The sequence below is a fragment of the Pseudomonas sp. A214 genome, assembly GCF_900156295.1.
Taxonomy (GTDB): Bacteria; Pseudomonadota; Gammaproteobacteria; order Pseudomonadales; family Pseudomonadaceae; genus Aquipseudomonas; species Aquipseudomonas rhizophila.
This window is the reverse complement of sequence record NZ_LT707062.1, coordinates 3,943,907-3,958,348: the sequence shown is the minus strand read 5'-3', so window position 1 is coordinate 3,958,348 and position 14,442 is coordinate 3,943,907. Positions and strand designations below refer to the sequence as shown.

Sequence of the window (14,442 nt, the reverse complement as noted above, 5' to 3'; positions counted from 1 at the left end):
GCATTTTCCACCCAATGGATTCGACGGGCGGCCATCCAGTCAGCCTACGCATGATGACAAATCAATAATATTGACTGACTGTACTACAATCATATAGCGTCATTTGGCCCCAAAATTACAAAAACAGGGTCGAGCACACAGATGCTCGCCCCCCAATCAAGGAGGCCGAAAAATGGTCATGAATGCTCGTCAAGACGATGAGTTTGACTACATCGTTGTAGGCGCAGGCACCGCTGGGTGCGTGCTGGCCAATCGCTTGAGTGCCAGTGGCGCTTCGGTTTGCATACTCGAAGCCGGGCCGCGAGACACCAACCCTCTGATTCACATTCCCGCCGGCTACATCAAGAACATCTACAGCAAGACATTGACTTGGAATTTTGAGGCTGAGCCAGGCCCTGGTACCAACAACAGACGCTTTTCCCTCCCACAAGGGCGAGTGCTTGGTGGATCCAGCTCGATTAACGGCCTTAACTATGTGAGAGGACAAGCGGCGGATTATGACGGCTGGGCAGCATCGGGGAATAAGGGCTGGTCGTATCAAGACGTCCTGCCATATTTCAAACGCTCAGAGGCGTGGCAAGGCCCTGGTAGCATGTTCAGAGGGCAGGGCGGCGAACTGCCTATTTCTGAGTTGGATTGGCATCACCCTGTCAGCGATGCTTTGATCGAGGCGGCAGAGTCTATCGGCATACCCCGAAATGCAGACCACAACGCCGGGCGTCAGGAAGGCGTTGGATTCTTCCAGCGCACCATCCACAAGGGGATGCGTTTCAGCTCTGCGAAAGCGTTTCTACGCGCAGCTGAAAAACGAAAGAATGTGAGCGTCCGCACGGATGCCCAAGCGACCAACATCATCTTCGAAGGGAAGCGCGCTGTTGGTGTCCGCTATATGAGCCAAGGCCCGAACGGTACGATTCACCAGGTTCGAGCGCGGCGAGAAGTGGTGCTCACCGCTGGGGCGCTGAATACACCCAAGTTGCTTCAGATTTCCGGAGTAGGGCCGGCCAAAGTCTTGGCCGACATTGGCGTGCCGGTCGTCCACGCACTGGAAGGTGTGGGGCAGAACCTGCGCGATCACTATGCCGTGCGAATGGTGTCCCGGGTGAAAGGGATCAGAACCATCAACCAGATGGTGCAGGGCCCGGCACTTCTGCTGGAGATTGGCCGCTGGTTGATGCGTCGACCGAGCCTGCTGGCGGTAAGCCCTTCCCTGGTTCACCTGTTCTGTAAATCTGATCCAATGCTTGAGCGACCAGATCTTGAGTTCGCCTGCTCACCTGCCAGCTTCAAAGAGGGTGTGGTAGGTCTGCTGGACACACATCCCGGTCTAACACTCGGTGTATGGCAGGAGCGCCCAGAGAGCCTCGGTTATGTGCGAGCGCGCAGTCGCGACCCGTTCGAAAAGCCCATCATTCAGCCAAACTACCTCACTCACGAAACTGATCAGCGTGCTTTGGTTGGCGGCATGAGGCTGGCGCGCGAGTTGTTCCGAGCGCCCGCACTGTCGCGCTATGTGGAATCGGAAACCTCACCAAGTCCCGATCTGCAAAGCGATGATGAACTGCTCGATTTCGCAAGGAATATGGGCACGACCGTGTACCACATGATTGGCACTGCACGCATGGGCCCTGTGGATCAGCCTTTGACGGTAGTGGATGATCAACTTCGCGTGCATGGTCTGACAGGGCTGCGTGTTGCAGATGCTTCGATCATGCCGAGCATGCCCTCGGCAAACACCAATGCCACGACCTACATGATTGCGGAAAAGGCTTCGGACATGATCCTTGGCCAACAACTCCCTGCAGTGAAGGTCGCCGTATGAGTATGGGCACTCAACACTCTCGGGTGAGGTCGGGCACCGATTTTGATGACGCGACGGTCGAATACGCAGCCGCAGCCCACCAGTGCTTTAAACAATTGCAGGATGCTGCAAGTCGCCTCGCCTCAATCCTCTTGCTGATGTCGTTCGAGCGTTCTCGGCATGCACTTGACCATGCCACTCGGGAGGCCGCTGCCTCGCAGATTGCGAGTGGTAGAGAGTGCTTCCTGGGCCTCAAGCCCACCCAGCGAACAGCTCACTTTCATCGGCACCTAAGCACGGGGCTTGAGCGATTGATCCAAAGCTCCAGAGCAATCGATCAGACCTTGGCCAACCGGGCACAAGCGCTCGATCCTTTGCCACTGCTTGTCGATGGCTGGCGTGAGCTTGAAAACGCCTCGAAGTGCTTGCCGGGGTTTGAGGTAGTCGATTTCAGTCACTCCTGCTGCGCCCAGCACACAGCCCATCCGAGTCGTATGTAGCGATTGCTCAATAAAAACAAAAAGGAAGGATCTATGTCGGACTATTCAATCTGGATGCTTGAGTACGCGAGAGTGCCCGATGCTGCCATGAGCTCGCTGGTTTACGGCAAGCACAATGGCGGAACCGTCGAGCTGCCCTATTGCTACACCCTCCTCAAAGGCCATGGGCAAACCATTTTGCTCGACTGCGGCCTGAACAATGCCTCCCATGGCGTACAGTTTGTGAAACGGTTCAACGTCCAAAACTGGTTCTCACCGCGCGACGTGCTGGCTGAGGTGGGTTGCACACCAGAGGAGGTAACCCACGTCATTCTCACGCACGCCCACTTTGACCACATGGGTGGCCTTGAGCTCTTCCCCAACGCTACGTTTTATATTCAGGAGGAGGAGCTGGCTTCCTGGGTGTCCATCATGTCCATGGACAGACGTTTCAGGTGGTTACTCACGGCGGTAGACACTGGGGACATGATCTACGCGGTACAGCTGGCGAGAGAAGGAAGGATGCGAGGGCTGAAAGGGGACATCGATGATCTGTTCCCTGGGGTGGATGTACGCCTTGCGAAGGACACTCATACCGCCGCATCGCAATACATCGTGATCCGAAACGATGGTAAGCGCGATAGCGAGGACGTGTTCGTCTATACCGGAGATCTGGTTTACCGCCACGACAACCTGCATGGTGGCAATCCAGCAGATCCTTTCTATCTACCGGTCGGATTGGCCTCTGGGAGCCAGACCAATCTTCTCATGACCACTGATGCCATCCTGAAAGCAGTCGGGGATGACATGTCTCGTGTGCTGGCGCCGCACGAGCCCTCAATCGCTTCGCTTTATCCGAGCAGGGTGACCAAGAACGGTCATCAATTGGTGGAGGTAGCGTTGGGCGCGGGACAGCAGTCCTACGTCCGCTAGAGGTGATCAAAGCACGAGAGCTGATCTTCAGCTCTCGTGCTTTAGCTGAGTTATACGCTCAGGCAGAGATACTTGATTTCCAGGTAGTCCTCGATGCCGTACTTGGAGCCTTCACGGCCCAGGCCTGACGCCTTGATACCACCAAATGGCGCGACCTCGTTGGAGATCAGGCCGGTGTTGATGCCGACCATGCCGTATTCCAGGGCCTCGGCGACACGGAACACACGGCTCATGTCACGGGCGTAGAAGTACGAGGCCAGGCCGAACTCGGTGTCGTTGGACATGGCGATGACTTCGGCCTCGTCCTTGAAGCGGAACAGCGGCGCCAGCGGGCCGAAGGTCTCTTCTTTAGCAACGGCAGCAGTTTTCGGTACATCGACCAGGATAGTCGGCTCGAAGAAGTTGCCTTCGATGATCTTGCCGCCGGCCAGCACCTTGGCGCCTTTGGACAGGGCGTCTTCGATGTGTTCCTGAACCTTGGCAACGGCTTTGCCGTCGATCAGCGGGCCGGTGGTGGTGCCTTCTTCCAGGCCGTTACCGATCTTCAGCTTGGCGACAGCGGCGGCCAGCTTCTGGGCGAACGCGTCGTAGACACCGTCCTGCACGTAGATACGGTTGGCGCAGACGCAGGTCTGGCCGTTGTTGCGGTACTTGGAGATGATCGCGCCTTCGACCGCCTTGTCCAGGTCAGCGTCGTCGAACACGATGAACGGGGCGTTGCCGCCCAGCTCCAGGGAAACCTTCTTGATGTCCTTGGCGCATTCTTCCATCAGCTGGCGGCCGATTTCGGTCGAGCCGGTGAAGGACAGCTTGCGTACCAGGGAGTTGCCGGTCAGTTCGCTGCCGACTTCGCCGGCGCTGCCGGTGATCACGCTCAGCACGCCAGCCGGGATGCCGGCACGGGTGGCCAGTTCGACCAGGGCGAGGGCAGAGTATGGGGTCTGCGACGCAGGCTTGAGCACCATGGTGCAACCGGCGGCCAGGGCCGGGCCGGCTTTACGGGTGATCATCGCGGCCGGGAAGTTCCATGGGGTGATGGCAGCGGTAACGCCGATCGGCTGCTTGATGACGATCAGGCGCTTGTCCGGCTGGTGGCCCGGGATGACGTCGCCGTAGACGCGCTTGGCTTCTTCAGCGAACCACTCGATGAAGGAAGCTGCGTAGGCGATTTCGCCCTTGGCTTCGGCCAGCGGCTTGCCCTGCTCGGTGGTCATCAGGCGGGCCAGGTCGTCCTGGTGCTCGATCATCAGCTCGAACCAGCGGCGCAGCTTGCCAGCACGCTCCTTGGCGGTCAGTGCGCGCCAGGCCGGCAGAGCCTTGTCGGCAGCTTCGATGGCGCGGCGGGTTTCAGCAGTGCCCATCTTCGGCACGGTACCGATGACTTCACCGGTGGCCGGGTTGGTCACCTTGATGGTCTGATTGTTGTCCGCGTCCAGCCACTCACCGTTGATGAAGGCTTGCTGGCGGAACAGCGTTGAGTCTCTCAGTTGCATAGTGTTGTCCTTATTGGAATTTCTGCCACTGAATCCTCAGCGGGCGTGCGTGGCACGGCCCGCTTAGCGGGCATGGGCATGTGCTTAGAAAGCCGGAGAAGAATGACACAGGTCGGGTAACATTGACATATTGTAAGACAATGATCTAGGTTGAAACCGTCATGCTTGGCAACCGGTCAGGCATGTCGTCGATCAAAAACAACAACCCGACGAGACATGGATATGAACGAAGAGCTCTTTGCAAAAGGTCTGGCCACACGCCGTGAGGTGTTGGGCGCCGAATACGTCGATGCTGCAATCAAAAATGCAGATGAATTCACGCTAGATCTTCAGCACCTTGTCACCCAGTACTGCTGGGGCGATGTTTGGAATCGACCTGGGCTCGACCGCAAGAGTCGCAGCCTGCTCAACCTCGCAATGATCTCTGCGCTGAATCGTCCACACGAGCTCAAGCTCCATGTTCGTGGCGCGCTAAACAACGGGTTGACCAAAGATGAGATCAAAGAAATTTTCCTGCAGGTCGCCATCTACTGTGGCGTTCCTGCCGCCATCGATAGCTTCCGGGTAGCCAAGGAAGTTTTCAAAGAGATGGACGTCTGATCATGTCTGCCCATCCACCAAAGATCTGTGTCATTGGCTTGAGGGATAGCGGGTGGTCTCTGGCTTCCCTCATAGCCAATGCAGGATTCCCGATTGTGGTCTGCGACAATGATCGAAATGTCCTGGACGCGTTTTGCGTTCAAAAAGGTGTTGATCCTCTGGAGCCGGCGAGGGATCTCAGCAGCATCGAGACGGTCATAGTGGCGCTCCCTGATGCGAAGAATACTGCAGCGATGCTCGTCGGTACTTATGGGCTTGCCAGGCTGCTTCAGCCTGGTACCTGTGTGATCAACCTACGAGCATCCGAGGCATGTCTGATGCTATCCGTAGCCTTGGCTCAACATTCCGTGGACTACCTGAGTGCAGAGCTGAAAGGTGATTTTGACCACGGCGACGCTGGCGCGCTGGACGTCGTAGTTGCAGGTGCCGAAGAGGCCATGCACCATCGCTCAGCTCTGTTCGAGGTGATGGGTACTGTGCGTTACGCAGGCCCTCTGACACATCAAGGGCGGAGTGAAGCGTTAGATGCGGCGCACTGACTTCTACAGTTTGAGACTCTTTGTAGCGGTGGCAGAAGAATCGAGCCTCACTCGGGCGGCAGAGCGGACGCATCTTTCGCTGGCCGCCGTCAGCAAGCGGATCAGCGACATGGAAAACGGATTCGGTACAGCTCTGCTGTATCGACAACCCAAGGGCGTCACGCTGACGCCCGCAGGTCAGTCTCTGCTGCATCACGCCCGCATATTGATCTCTAACGTCGAGCAGATGCAGGCTGACTTAAGCGAATTTAGCAGTGGCATCAAAGGGCACGTCCGCATACAGGCGAATGCCTCTGCCACAATCGAATATCTACCGGAAAGTCTTACACGTTTCAAAGAGGCGTTCCCTGAGGTGAAGATCGACCTGGAGGAGCGCCCCAGTGCTGAAATCGTGCGTAGCGTACGAGAAGGCGCCGCAGATATAGGCATCTACGCCGGTCATGTCGTTGCAGAAGAGCTTCAGGTTTTCAGCTATCGGCAGGATCGCCTGGTCTTGGTTACTCGCTCAGACCATCCACTGGCTGGACAAACCCGTGTCAGGTTCGAGGACACGCTTGACTACGAACATATCTGTTTTCAGCAAGACACTGCTCTGCACGCACGCCTGCAGAACTCGGCGATCGACTTGGATCGATCCCTACGCATCCGGGTGCAACTGCGCAGCTTTGAAGCCATCTGTAGAATGATTCACGCCGGAATGGGCATCGGCATTCTTCCGCACCACGCAATCCAGCACCAGTTACCGCAGATGCAATTGAGCAAGGTCGAATTTGATGAGTCCTGGGCACGGCGCGAACTCAGGCTTTGCGTCCGTAGTCGAGATGCTTTGTCAGTCATCGCGAGGGAAATGGTCGATCATCTCCTGCAGCACTGAGAAGCCCCCGATCAGGGGGCTATGGCGTAGTCGTATTCAGTGCAAACGCAGTCGTGGCCTTGAGCGCCCTGAGAGAAGATCACCCAGCATCCGGAACATTACTCGACGCTTCCCAAGAAGAGCGGCTTGGTGCATGCGATACAGGGACATGTAGAACATACGCGCCAGCAAGCCTTCTACGAACGTTGCTCCTGAGAGATTACCCATCAATGTGCCGACTGCACTGAATGAGGCCAGAGAAACGAGTGTGCCGTAGTCTCGGTAACTGAAGGATTCCAGAGGCTCCCCAGTAAGCTGTCGTTCCAGGTTCTGGGCCAGAAGCTTGGCTTGTTGATGCGCGGCTTGTGCTCGGGGTGGCACACGCTTGCCTTCACTATCTTCGATAGGGCACGCCGCACAATCGCCGATGGCAAAGACACTCACATCTGAAACAGATTGCAGGGTAGGGTGCACTTCCAGTTGGTTTATGCGATTGGTAGCCAGGCCATCCAGTTGCGCCAGGAAGGCGGGCGCCTTGATGCCAGCCGCCCAGATTGTCAGGTTGACCTGCACACGCTCATTGTCGGAGAGGACGACTTCGCTCTCCGTCACTTCCTGAACAGCTGTTCTCACCAACACTTCGATGCCCAGCTTAACCAGTTCTCTGTGAACCGCCTGACTAATGCGCTCAGGTAGGGCCGGCAGAATGCGCTCACTGGCTTCAACGAGATAAATCTTCAAGGTGTCGCAAGAAGCTTTTCGGACACCATAACCTTGCAGGAGGCGTGCTGCATGCTGAAGTTCAGCGCATAACTCAACGCCTGTTGCACCTGCGCCCACCACTGCAATGCTCAACGGCGTATCGCTGTTGGTGGCGTGGGCATTTAGGTGATGGTTCAGCAGTGTCTGATGCAGTTTCTCAGCTTGGCCGCGACTGTCTAGGAACGCACAGTGCTCGTAGACCCCAGGGGTGCCGAAGTCATTGCTTTGGCTACCGACGGAGAGTACCAACGTGTCGTAAGCAATCGTACGCTCAGGGCTGATCTCCTTGCCACTGGCATCAAGCGTCCTTTCCAGAGTAATCAGTTTGGCGTTGCGGTCGATGGCCGACATCCGGCCATACTGGAAACTGAAATGGTTCCAACGTGCCTGCGCCACGTAGTTGAGCTCATCGAGCCCGGTGTTGAGTGAGCCTGCCGCAACCTCGTGGAACAGTGGCTTCCAGATGTGGGTGAGGTTGGCGTCTACGAGCGTGATTTGTGCCCGTCCTGTGCGCCCCAGCCGCTTGCCGAGTCGTGTTGCCAATTCCAAGCCGCCAGCGCCGCCCCCTACGATAACAATGTGATGATTCATTTCCGCTGCCACTTAATGTTTGTGGTTAAGCATGCACGTATGAGGAGCAGTGAGAAATTGAGCATTTAAAAAGGGAGGCTTCGCTAAATACGAAGCTAAATTCAGCAACGAGCCAAGACCGGGGTCTACCAAGGCCGTGAGCGCGCTGCCGCTCGCATTGCTTGGCTGTTTAGATCTAGCTTGAATCCGCTGAAGAGGTGAGTGATAACATCAAGCGCGAAGTCAATGGAGGACTGAAATGGCAGAGGTTGATGACAGGCTTTTTCAAGCCATGTGTGATCTGTGGAGCATACACAGCTCTCAGAATGGAGTTTTTGCAGAACCTGAATTCAAGCGGCTTGAGCAGGTTTGCGCTGATCTGTACGAGGTAGGAGATCGTAATCTTGGGCGTACTCTCGCTCTCAATCATGCATTGAGATCTCTTGGCGCCCCGTGCTTACAGACTCAAGGGGGCCAGGGAAATATCGGCGATGTAGTGGTATCTGCAAAGGCCATCGATAAAGCCTTCAGGCAGACGCACGCGGGCTACACGCACATCTGTCCGCTTGATTACGCAGAGGACTTGCCATCCCTCGAATTCGGCCCGATCAATCTTGAGCGATTCAGTAAAGCGGATCTCGAAGCGCTTTTCGATCTGCCCAGGCTCGCCAGGCACTATCCAGAACGCTCGCTTGACGCTGCGCGGCTGTCGCAATTTCACTGGCTTGTGGTCAAGGAAAGCCGGCCTGTCGCGGAAAGCGCCGGGAGGCGCGCATTACCGGATTTTCTCGGGTTCATGGATAGGGACAATGGTGCTATCGACCCCCACGAAGGCCGCTTTCCCCAAGCGGTTGAGACAGCTTTGTTTTTCCTACTGCTAGCTCCCTGGGAACGATGGTCAACTATGAACGAGGTAGATTGGCGTGGCTTCCGAGTGCCTTGGATTTACACCCGGAGCGATGACTTGTTCGTCCCGCCGGCGCCGCCTCCTGGCGCAGATACCCTTGCATGGCAGCCGCATATCTACACAAATGAATATGGAGAGTGTGTTGAAACAGAGCGTCCTATCGAGTTCCCGCTGACAGCTTCTGCGGAGCGCGAGATGTCTCAGTTTTGTCAGGAGCGATGGAACAGCTTCCAAACCGCCCTCAGATCCGATCTGCTGAAACCACCGATCATGCATTTTTTGGTGAGGGCATTTCTATCCGACGGCATTGATGAGTTCATGGCTCATATGACGACGATTGAGGCTGCTCTGGGGCTTCATGCTGATCACGATCGTAGGGCCCGGAGTCTTCACCACCCAGGATGGTGGGCCACCAGGCGAGTGGGGGCACGAGTGGCATCGATCCTGGACGATGCTTCAGCTGCTGGCCTTTATACCGAGCTGTTCGATTTGCGGAGCGCCTTCATCCATGGACGCGAGAGCATGGAAAAAATCTCAACGTTCAAGCGTGTTGAAGCACGACGTTTGGCGGCAGCAATCGCGGCAGCGGTCGTTCACTACGCGAGCCAGGCTACACAACCCAGAGATAGCTTTCTGCGGGAACTGTTGGATAACGGGGTAGAACTGGTCACTCAGAATCAGCCAAGCTGATCGATATGAGCGTCAACAGAAGGGGCCTGGCATCTTCAAGGCATCAGCCTAGAAGGGAAGCTCTGTTTGCCCTGCAGCCGGTCTGGAAGGTCGGCGCTGCATCCTGGTTGGAGATGTAGTTACCTCGGGGACGGGTACCAATGCCTTAAGGCCAGGCACACCTCCATCACGGGCCAGTTCGCGCAGCTCGACCCCTAACTTGTCGACTAAAGCCGCCGCTGGCTCACCGGTCTCCTCACTAACCGTCAAAGCGAGCAAGGCCAGCGGGGAGAGATCAAGCCGTTCGCTCAGTTGCTCCAGCTTGTCCAAGGTGATGCTGGATTTTCCGCTCTCTAGCTTCGACAGGTATGTCCTGCTCGTTGTATCTGCGAATTCACGCTGGGTGATGTTCCGCTTGCTGCGCAGCGCACGCAGCACCACAGCAAATGACGACTTCAGTGCCATGAGGCCTTCCTCGCATCGAGATGATCATCACGCATGATTCTGAATCTTCCTTGGTGCCCGGATTCCAGCATTTGATGCCTATGTCCCCTTAACAGCCACTCCAGCGGGGTCGATTTTCACCATCCCAGCACGGTCGATCAAACCGCTCAGTGGTGGGCGAGCACTGTTGAAATATACAGTGCTCGCCTTTATTCTTCCAGGAGAACATTTGTACTCCTATCACATTTAGGACTCATAGCGCATGCACGACCACGCCAACGACAGACCGATCGAACCATTTTTCAGCCGGGAAGAGCTCCTTGAGCAACGCTGCGACCTGCTCGAAAGCGAGCTTGCGGAACTGGGGGATGAGCTGCAGGCAAGCCGTGAAAAGATATCGACCCTTGTGGTGATGTGGTCTGGCGTCACAGCTGAGCTACGTGCAGCGGAGGCAAAGCTCATTAAGATGAGCTCTCCGGATCATCATGATCGATCCGGCCTGGGCTAAACGCAGCTAAGCCACCGAAGGAGTTGCTGGCGTCGACATACCTCAGCGCAGACTTCATATCTTTCCAGCCGACATAGCTCATGAGGCCCTTGATATCCCAGCCGTTCGCGGACGCCCATGTCGCAAATCCTCGCCGCATCGAATGACTGCTGTAGGACTGAGCAGGTATGCCAGCTTCTTCCAAAATACGCCTAAGCAACGGAATGAGGCTGGTTGATTTAAACCCTTTCTCGGAAAGGTTGCCCCACCGATCTAGCTTTCGAAAGACAGGGCCTCTGGTCATTCCGGCTACGGTTATCCAGTTGATATACGCCTCCACTGGACACAGTTTTTTCAGAGCAGGGGTATGAAAAGTACTGCCTTGATGGTCGCGATCAGCCTTGGTGTAGGGCAGATAGAAGGTGATGCCTATGCCGGCCTCTGCTTGAGTATCTTCGACCTGAAGGCGAGCCAGTTCATCACTTCGAAAGCCGCGCCAAAAACCGATGAGTAGCAGGGCTGCGTCGCGCCGGTATCTCATAAGTGCACGGTAGTCCCCCGACTCTACTGCGTCTGCTGCTTTGCTATTCAGCCAATTGACCGCCTTCTCAAGGTGGCGAAGCTGAAGAGGGGCAGCCTGCTTCTGCCTGGTGGGGTGCACAACGCGGATGCCCTTGAGCATCTGGCGTACGTGGGGTGCTTTTGTTGGATCTGGAAAACCTTGGCTTACATGCCACTGAGCTAGCGCAGCCAAACGCTGACGCAGCGTACTGAGCGACAGCGTCTCAGCATACTCCGCAAGGTAGCGGACGATCCCCTCGGCAGTCGCCGGCAGGTATCCACCCCAAGTCACTTCGAAATGCTCAACCGCAGCCCGGTAGCTCTTGCGCGTGTTTTCGCGCGTGCCTGCCGTGAGATACCGCTGCGCCTTGTCCATCTACCGTTTCCTGCCATCTGTGCGTGCTTTGAGCACGATTCTGATGCATTTTCAGCCATGAGAACACATAACACTCCATTATTTACTCTTTTGAATACTGTTTATCTGGAGCAAGAAATGGCTTAAGATGAGATGTAAATACATGACATGTAACGCGGTACGAAATCGTAGGAGATGGGCATGGCTCGCGGTGGTATTAACAAAGCTCTTGTGCAGAAAGCGCGTAGCGCGCTGCTGGCGCGCGGCCTCAACCCGAGCATCGACGCCGTGCGAGTTGAGCTCGGGAATACCGGCTCCAAAACCACGATTTCCCGGTATCTGCAGGAGCTAGAGGCTGCAGATCCACGCCCTCAGTCCGACCCGACGCGACTGAGCGATGAACTCACCGGCTTTGTCGCTCAGTTGAAGAAGCGACTTCTGGAGGAGAGCAATGCTGTGTTGGCCGAGGAGCGCACCTCACATCAACAGAGCGTGAATGCGCTGAATCAGCAGATCGAGGGACTTGAAGATGAGCTCAAGAAGGCTCAGCAAGAGACCGCAAGCCGCGATGCCGTGCTGTTGAGCCAGGCAGAGGAACTGAAGACGGCGCAGTCTTCGTTACAGGCGGAGCTCAATCGCAATGCGCGCATCAGCCAGAGCTGTGCTGATTTCGAGTTGCGTGTGCAGGAGAAGGAGGAGCTGGTGCGATCTCTGGAGGAGAAGCACGCACATGCTCGTGATGCCATGGAGCACTACCGCAATGCGATCAAGGAGCAACGCGAACAAGACCAGCGTCGTCACGAAACACAGCTTCAGCAGTTGCAGCACGAATCGCTGCAACTCCAACAAACCTTGATGGTGCGCCAGGATGAGCAGTCTCGACTCATTCGTGACAACGAACGATTGCTGGGAGAGGCAAGGCAGAACAACAAGCTTTTACACCAGACTCAGGACTCCCTGAGGCGCCTGGAAGGTGATCTGGGCGTCGCAAACATGGCTGCTGCCCGAGCAGAGGGCGCGAAGCAGATGCTTCAGGAGCACTTGGTGCTCGCGCGCAGAGAGGCGGAGGCTGCCAATACCCATGTCATCCAGCTTCAAGCGACTTCAGCGGAGCTGGCTCAGCAGCTCGCAGAAGCCAAGGAAGCCATGTCGCTCAGCGAAAGCCCCGAACCAGCCGATGAAGGGGAAACCGATGCTAGGGGTGATGCTCAACGCAGCTAGTGCCTGGTAGCGAGTCTACGCAATGAACTGCAGATGAAGCTTGACCGCACTTCTCGCTGACGTCTTCGCCAATGCGCTGAAGTTGGCCGCCGCAGACACACTGGGTGTTTTCTGGCTCGTGACGGATCACTGTACGTGGGAACTGCGGTGGCAGCGGCGCACGTTTGGGTTTCTGACGTAGCTCGTCCGGTGCAGGTGGCGGATTGACCGCCTTCAGCTCGGCCTCGATGGCCGCGATATCAGTGTCGAGCAGGTCGTCGAGCAAGCTACCTTGGTCAGGGCTTAGCTGTTCGCTGCGCTTGGCGAACTTGTGTCGTTTGAGGATGGCGATCTCATGAGCGAGTTGCTCGTTGACCGTTTCAAGGCGGTGGATTTTCTGGCCCATCGAGTCGACCTGGGACAGCAACTGCAAGGCCTGTTCGGCCAAGGCACGGAGCTGTTCCGGTGTCATTTGATCGAGATTGAGCGAGGAAGTCATGCCGCTGATTGTGCCAGAGCCGAAAGTCAGCAGCGATAAACCGATGGGCTAATGGCAGGCGTTACAGCACTGTGATCAAGCCGCCTGCACCGACCCGTTGCCATGGCAAGCCCAGTACCAAAGCCTGAAGTTGCTCGTTATCGAGTTCGACCTCCGATCCGTGCCGAATGCCGGGCCAGTGAAACTTGCCTTCATTCAATCGTCGCGCCGCCAGCCAGATACCCACGCCGTCATGCACCAGAACTTTCATCCGATTGGCGCGGCGATTGGCGAACAGATAAGCGCAGTGCGGCTTCGCCGCACCGAACACGGCAATGACCCGGGCTAACGCCGTTTCGGTGCCGGCGCGCATATCCATCGGTTCGGTGGCGAGCCAGATCGCATCGATTCGAATCACCGCAACAGGTCTCGCAGAAAGGAGGCACAGACGGCAGCGCTTTCGGTCGGCCAGTTCACTTTGACGGTGCCACGCGAGTGCTGGATTTCAACGCAGATGCTCGATGACGGAGCCTGGGAATGCCCTCCGGCGAGCTGCAAAGGTAGCGGAATGAAAGCAGGTTGCAGCTCCATGGCTTTGTTCGTTTGTACCCGAATCCATTTATGGACGAGGTTCGCGTTAAGGCTGTGGCGCTGCGCGACGCTGGCAATCGACGCGCCGGGCTGAGCGCACTCTTGGACTACCTGGGCCTTGAAGGATTTGGAATAGGATCGGCGTTGTGGCTGCATGGAAAGACCCGCTTAAAAGGCTAGAAATGGTGTCCACCTAATTAGGTGGACACCATCGCCTTTGGCGTCGGTGTCAGGAAGGTGAGTTGGCCGGACGGTTACGTTGGATCGCCCAGAGAGGCACACTGTTCTGGGTAAATAAAAAGGGGCCTTCACGAGGCCCCTTATCTTTGCTTCTGAAGGGTTACTTAGCTAACCAGCTCTCGACTTCGTCGGCACCATGCTGGCTTTTCCACTCTTTCAAGGTCTTGTGGTTACCACCCTTGGTCTCGACGCGCTCGCCTGTGTGAGGGTTCTTGTAGACCTTGAGCTGACGGGGCTTGCGGCTGGACTTTTCAGCCACAGCAGCTGGTGCACGTCGACTGGCAGATTGTGGGTCAAGAATGGCTATGATATCGCGCAGGCTGTAGCCGTACTCCGAGAGCAAGCTACGGAGCTTTTTTTCAAATTCGATTTCGCGCTTCAGGCCATCATCGTTTTTGAGGGTCTCAAGTTCGGCCAGCTGAGCAGCCAGTTGTTGCTCCAGCTTACGGAATTCGGCGAGTCTGGACATTTGATGCTCCT

The 14,442-nt window shown here is 56.4% G+C and carries 15 protein-coding genes and 1 pseudogene; 8 read left to right on the top strand and 8 right to left on the bottom strand.

Translation table 11 applies throughout. The features are described 5' to 3' along the window. The first annotated feature begins 172 nt into the window (after positions 1 to 172). The gene (locus BW979_RS17700; protein ID WP_076384789.1) at positions 173 to 1,822 is read left to right on the top strand and encodes a GMC family oxidoreductase; all 1,650 of its coding nucleotides are present in this window, start codon (positions 173 to 175) and stop codon (positions 1,820 to 1,822) included. Between the two features lie 512 nt (positions 1,823 to 2,334). Then, the gene (locus BW979_RS17690; RefSeq protein ID WP_076384785.1) at positions 2,335 to 3,213 is read left to right on the top strand and encodes an N-acyl homoserine lactonase family protein; all 879 of its coding nucleotides are present in this window, start codon (positions 2,335 to 2,337) and stop codon (positions 3,211 to 3,213) included. A gap of 50 nt (positions 3,214 to 3,263) precedes the next feature. Here the strand turns inward: BW979_RS17690 and gabD are convergent, their stop codons facing one another. Next, the gene (gabD, locus tag BW979_RS17685; RefSeq protein ID WP_076384783.1) at positions 3,264 to 4,706 is read right to left on the bottom strand and encodes an NADP-dependent succinate-semialdehyde dehydrogenase; all 1,443 of its coding nucleotides are present in this window, start codon (positions 4,704 to 4,706) and stop codon (positions 3,264 to 3,266) included. A gap of 222 nt (positions 4,707 to 4,928) precedes the next feature. On the opposite strand from gabD, the gene BW979_RS17680 reads away from it, so the two are divergent. From BW979_RS17680 to BW979_RS17670, 3 genes are read left to right on the top strand one after another with little or no spacing between them, the layout of a single operon-like run. Then, positions 4,929 to 5,306, top strand: a complete 378-nt coding sequence (locus tag BW979_RS17680; protein ID WP_076384781.1) for a carboxymuconolactone decarboxylase family protein — start codon at positions 4,929 to 4,931, stop codon at positions 5,304 to 5,306. A gap of 2 nt (positions 5,307 to 5,308) precedes the next feature. Further along, complete coding sequence (locus BW979_RS17675; protein WP_076384779.1) at positions 5,309 to 5,845, top strand: NAD(P)-binding domain-containing protein; 537 nt, start codon at positions 5,309 to 5,311, stop codon at positions 5,843 to 5,845. Then, positions 5,832 to 6,719 carry a LysR family transcriptional regulator gene (locus tag BW979_RS17670; protein WP_076384777.1) on the top strand — a complete coding sequence of 296 codons (888 nt, stop codon included), beginning with the start codon at positions 5,832 to 5,834 and terminating at the stop codon, positions 6,717 to 6,719. Before BW979_RS17675 ends, BW979_RS17670 begins: the two co-directional genes overlap by 14 nt. Positions 6,720 to 6,755: 36 nt before the next feature. On the opposite strand, the gene BW979_RS17665 is transcribed toward BW979_RS17670, so the two are convergent. Then, positions 6,756 to 8,051, bottom strand: a complete 1,296-nt coding sequence (locus BW979_RS17665; RefSeq protein ID WP_076384775.1) for an NAD(P)/FAD-dependent oxidoreductase — start codon at positions 8,049 to 8,051, stop codon at positions 6,756 to 6,758. A 238-nt stretch (positions 8,052 to 8,289) separates the two neighbouring features. On the opposite strand from BW979_RS17665, the gene BW979_RS17660 reads away from it, so the two are divergent. After that, positions 8,290 to 9,627, top strand: coding sequence for a hypothetical protein (locus BW979_RS17660; RefSeq protein ID WP_076384773.1), 1,338 nt, complete (start codon positions 8,290 to 8,292; stop codon positions 9,625 to 9,627). 48 nt (positions 9,628 to 9,675) lie between these two features. On the opposite strand, the gene BW979_RS17655 is transcribed toward BW979_RS17660, so the two are convergent. After that, positions 9,676 to 10,071 (bottom strand): helix-turn-helix domain-containing protein, encoded by a 396-nt coding sequence (locus tag BW979_RS17655; RefSeq protein WP_076384771.1) that lies wholly within the window; start codon positions 10,069 to 10,071, stop codon positions 9,676 to 9,678. A gap of 241 nt (positions 10,072 to 10,312) precedes the next feature. Between BW979_RS17655 and BW979_RS17650 the strand changes: the two genes are divergently transcribed. After that, positions 10,313 to 10,558: a hypothetical protein gene (locus BW979_RS17650; protein ID WP_076384769.1), complete on the top strand. Its 246-nt coding sequence runs from the start codon at positions 10,313 to 10,315 to the stop codon at positions 10,556 to 10,558. Here the strand turns inward: BW979_RS17650 and BW979_RS17645 are convergent. Then, positions 10,512 to 11,474 carry a tyrosine-type recombinase/integrase gene (locus BW979_RS17645; protein WP_076384767.1) on the bottom strand — a complete coding sequence of 321 codons (963 nt, stop codon included), beginning with the start codon at positions 11,472 to 11,474 and terminating at the stop codon, positions 10,512 to 10,514. The two genes, BW979_RS17650 and BW979_RS17645, sit on opposite strands and share 47 nt — an antisense overlap. 180 nt (positions 11,475 to 11,654) lie before the next feature. Here BW979_RS17645 and BW979_RS17640 point away from each other — a divergent pair, with 180 nt between their 5' ends. After that, positions 11,655 to 12,674, top strand: coding sequence for a DNA-binding protein (locus BW979_RS17640; protein ID WP_076384765.1), 1,020 nt, complete (start codon positions 11,655 to 11,657; stop codon positions 12,672 to 12,674). Here BW979_RS17640 and BW979_RS17635 read toward each other — a convergent pair. From BW979_RS17635 to BW979_RS17620, 4 genes and pseudogenes are all read right to left on the bottom strand, one after another. Continuing rightward, positions 12,655 to 13,152: pseudogene (locus tag BW979_RS17635) on the bottom strand (IS66 family transposase); the annotation flags it as partial. The gene BW979_RS17640 and the pseudogene BW979_RS17635 sit on opposite strands and share 20 nt — an antisense overlap. Positions 13,153 to 13,213: 61 nt before the next feature. After that, complete coding sequence (gene tnpB, locus BW979_RS27845) at positions 13,214 to 13,549, bottom strand: IS66 family insertion sequence element accessory protein TnpB (protein ID WP_076384763.1); 336 nt, start codon at positions 13,547 to 13,549, stop codon at positions 13,214 to 13,216. Next, positions 13,546 to 13,878 (bottom strand): IS66-like element accessory protein TnpA, encoded by a 333-nt coding sequence (gene tnpA, locus BW979_RS27460; RefSeq protein WP_076384761.1) that lies wholly within the window; start codon positions 13,876 to 13,878, stop codon positions 13,546 to 13,548. Before tnpA ends, tnpB begins: the two co-directional genes overlap by 4 nt. Before the next feature lie 184 nt (positions 13,879 to 14,062). After that, complete coding sequence (locus BW979_RS17620; RefSeq protein ID WP_024651979.1) at positions 14,063 to 14,431, bottom strand: histone-like nucleoid-structuring protein, MvaT/MvaU family; 369 nt, start codon at positions 14,429 to 14,431, stop codon at positions 14,063 to 14,065. Positions 14,432 to 14,442 lie beyond the last annotated feature (11 nt).

What these genes read in the sequence shown, in the direction of transcription:
- BW979_RS17645 (WP_076384767.1), bottom strand. Translation starts at nt 11,474, where the DNA reads ATGGACAAGGCGCAGCGGTATCTCACGGCAGGCACGCGCGAAAACACG.
- BW979_RS17700 (WP_076384789.1), top strand. Translation starts at nt 173, where the DNA reads ATGGTCATGAATGCTCGTCAAGACGATGAGTTTGACTACATCGTTGTA.
- BW979_RS17670 (WP_076384777.1), top strand. Translation starts at nt 5,832, where the DNA reads ATGCGGCGCACTGACTTCTACAGTTTGAGACTCTTTGTAGCGGTGGCA.
- BW979_RS17655 (WP_076384771.1), bottom strand. Translation starts at nt 10,071, where the DNA reads ATGGCACTGAAGTCGTCATTTGCTGTGGTGCTGCGTGCGCTGCGCAGC.
- gabD (WP_076384783.1), bottom strand. Translation starts at nt 4,706, where the DNA reads ATGCAACTGAGAGACTCAACGCTGTTCCGCCAGCAAGCCTTCATCAAC.
- BW979_RS17620 (WP_024651979.1), bottom strand. Translation starts at nt 14,431, where the DNA reads ATGTCCAGACTCGCCGAATTCCGTAAGCTGGAGCAACAACTGGCTGCT.
- BW979_RS17660 (WP_076384773.1), top strand. Translation starts at nt 8,290, where the DNA reads ATGGCAGAGGTTGATGACAGGCTTTTTCAAGCCATGTGTGATCTGTGG.
- BW979_RS17665 (WP_076384775.1), bottom strand. Translation starts at nt 8,051, where the DNA reads ATGAATCATCACATTGTTATCGTAGGGGGCGGCGCTGGCGGCTTGGAA.
- BW979_RS17680 (WP_076384781.1), top strand. Translation starts at nt 4,929, where the DNA reads ATGAACGAAGAGCTCTTTGCAAAAGGTCTGGCCACACGCCGTGAGGTG.
- BW979_RS17690 (WP_076384785.1), top strand. Translation starts at nt 2,335, where the DNA reads ATGTCGGACTATTCAATCTGGATGCTTGAGTACGCGAGAGTGCCCGAT.
- BW979_RS17650 (WP_076384769.1), top strand. Translation starts at nt 10,313, where the DNA reads ATGCACGACCACGCCAACGACAGACCGATCGAACCATTTTTCAGCCGG.
- BW979_RS17640 (WP_076384765.1), top strand. Translation starts at nt 11,655, where the DNA reads ATGGCTCGCGGTGGTATTAACAAAGCTCTTGTGCAGAAAGCGCGTAGC.
- BW979_RS17675 (WP_076384779.1), top strand. Translation starts at nt 5,309, where the DNA reads ATGTCTGCCCATCCACCAAAGATCTGTGTCATTGGCTTGAGGGATAGC.
- tnpA (WP_076384761.1), bottom strand. Translation starts at nt 13,878, where the DNA reads ATGCAGCCACAACGCCGATCCTATTCCAAATCCTTCAAGGCCCAGGTA.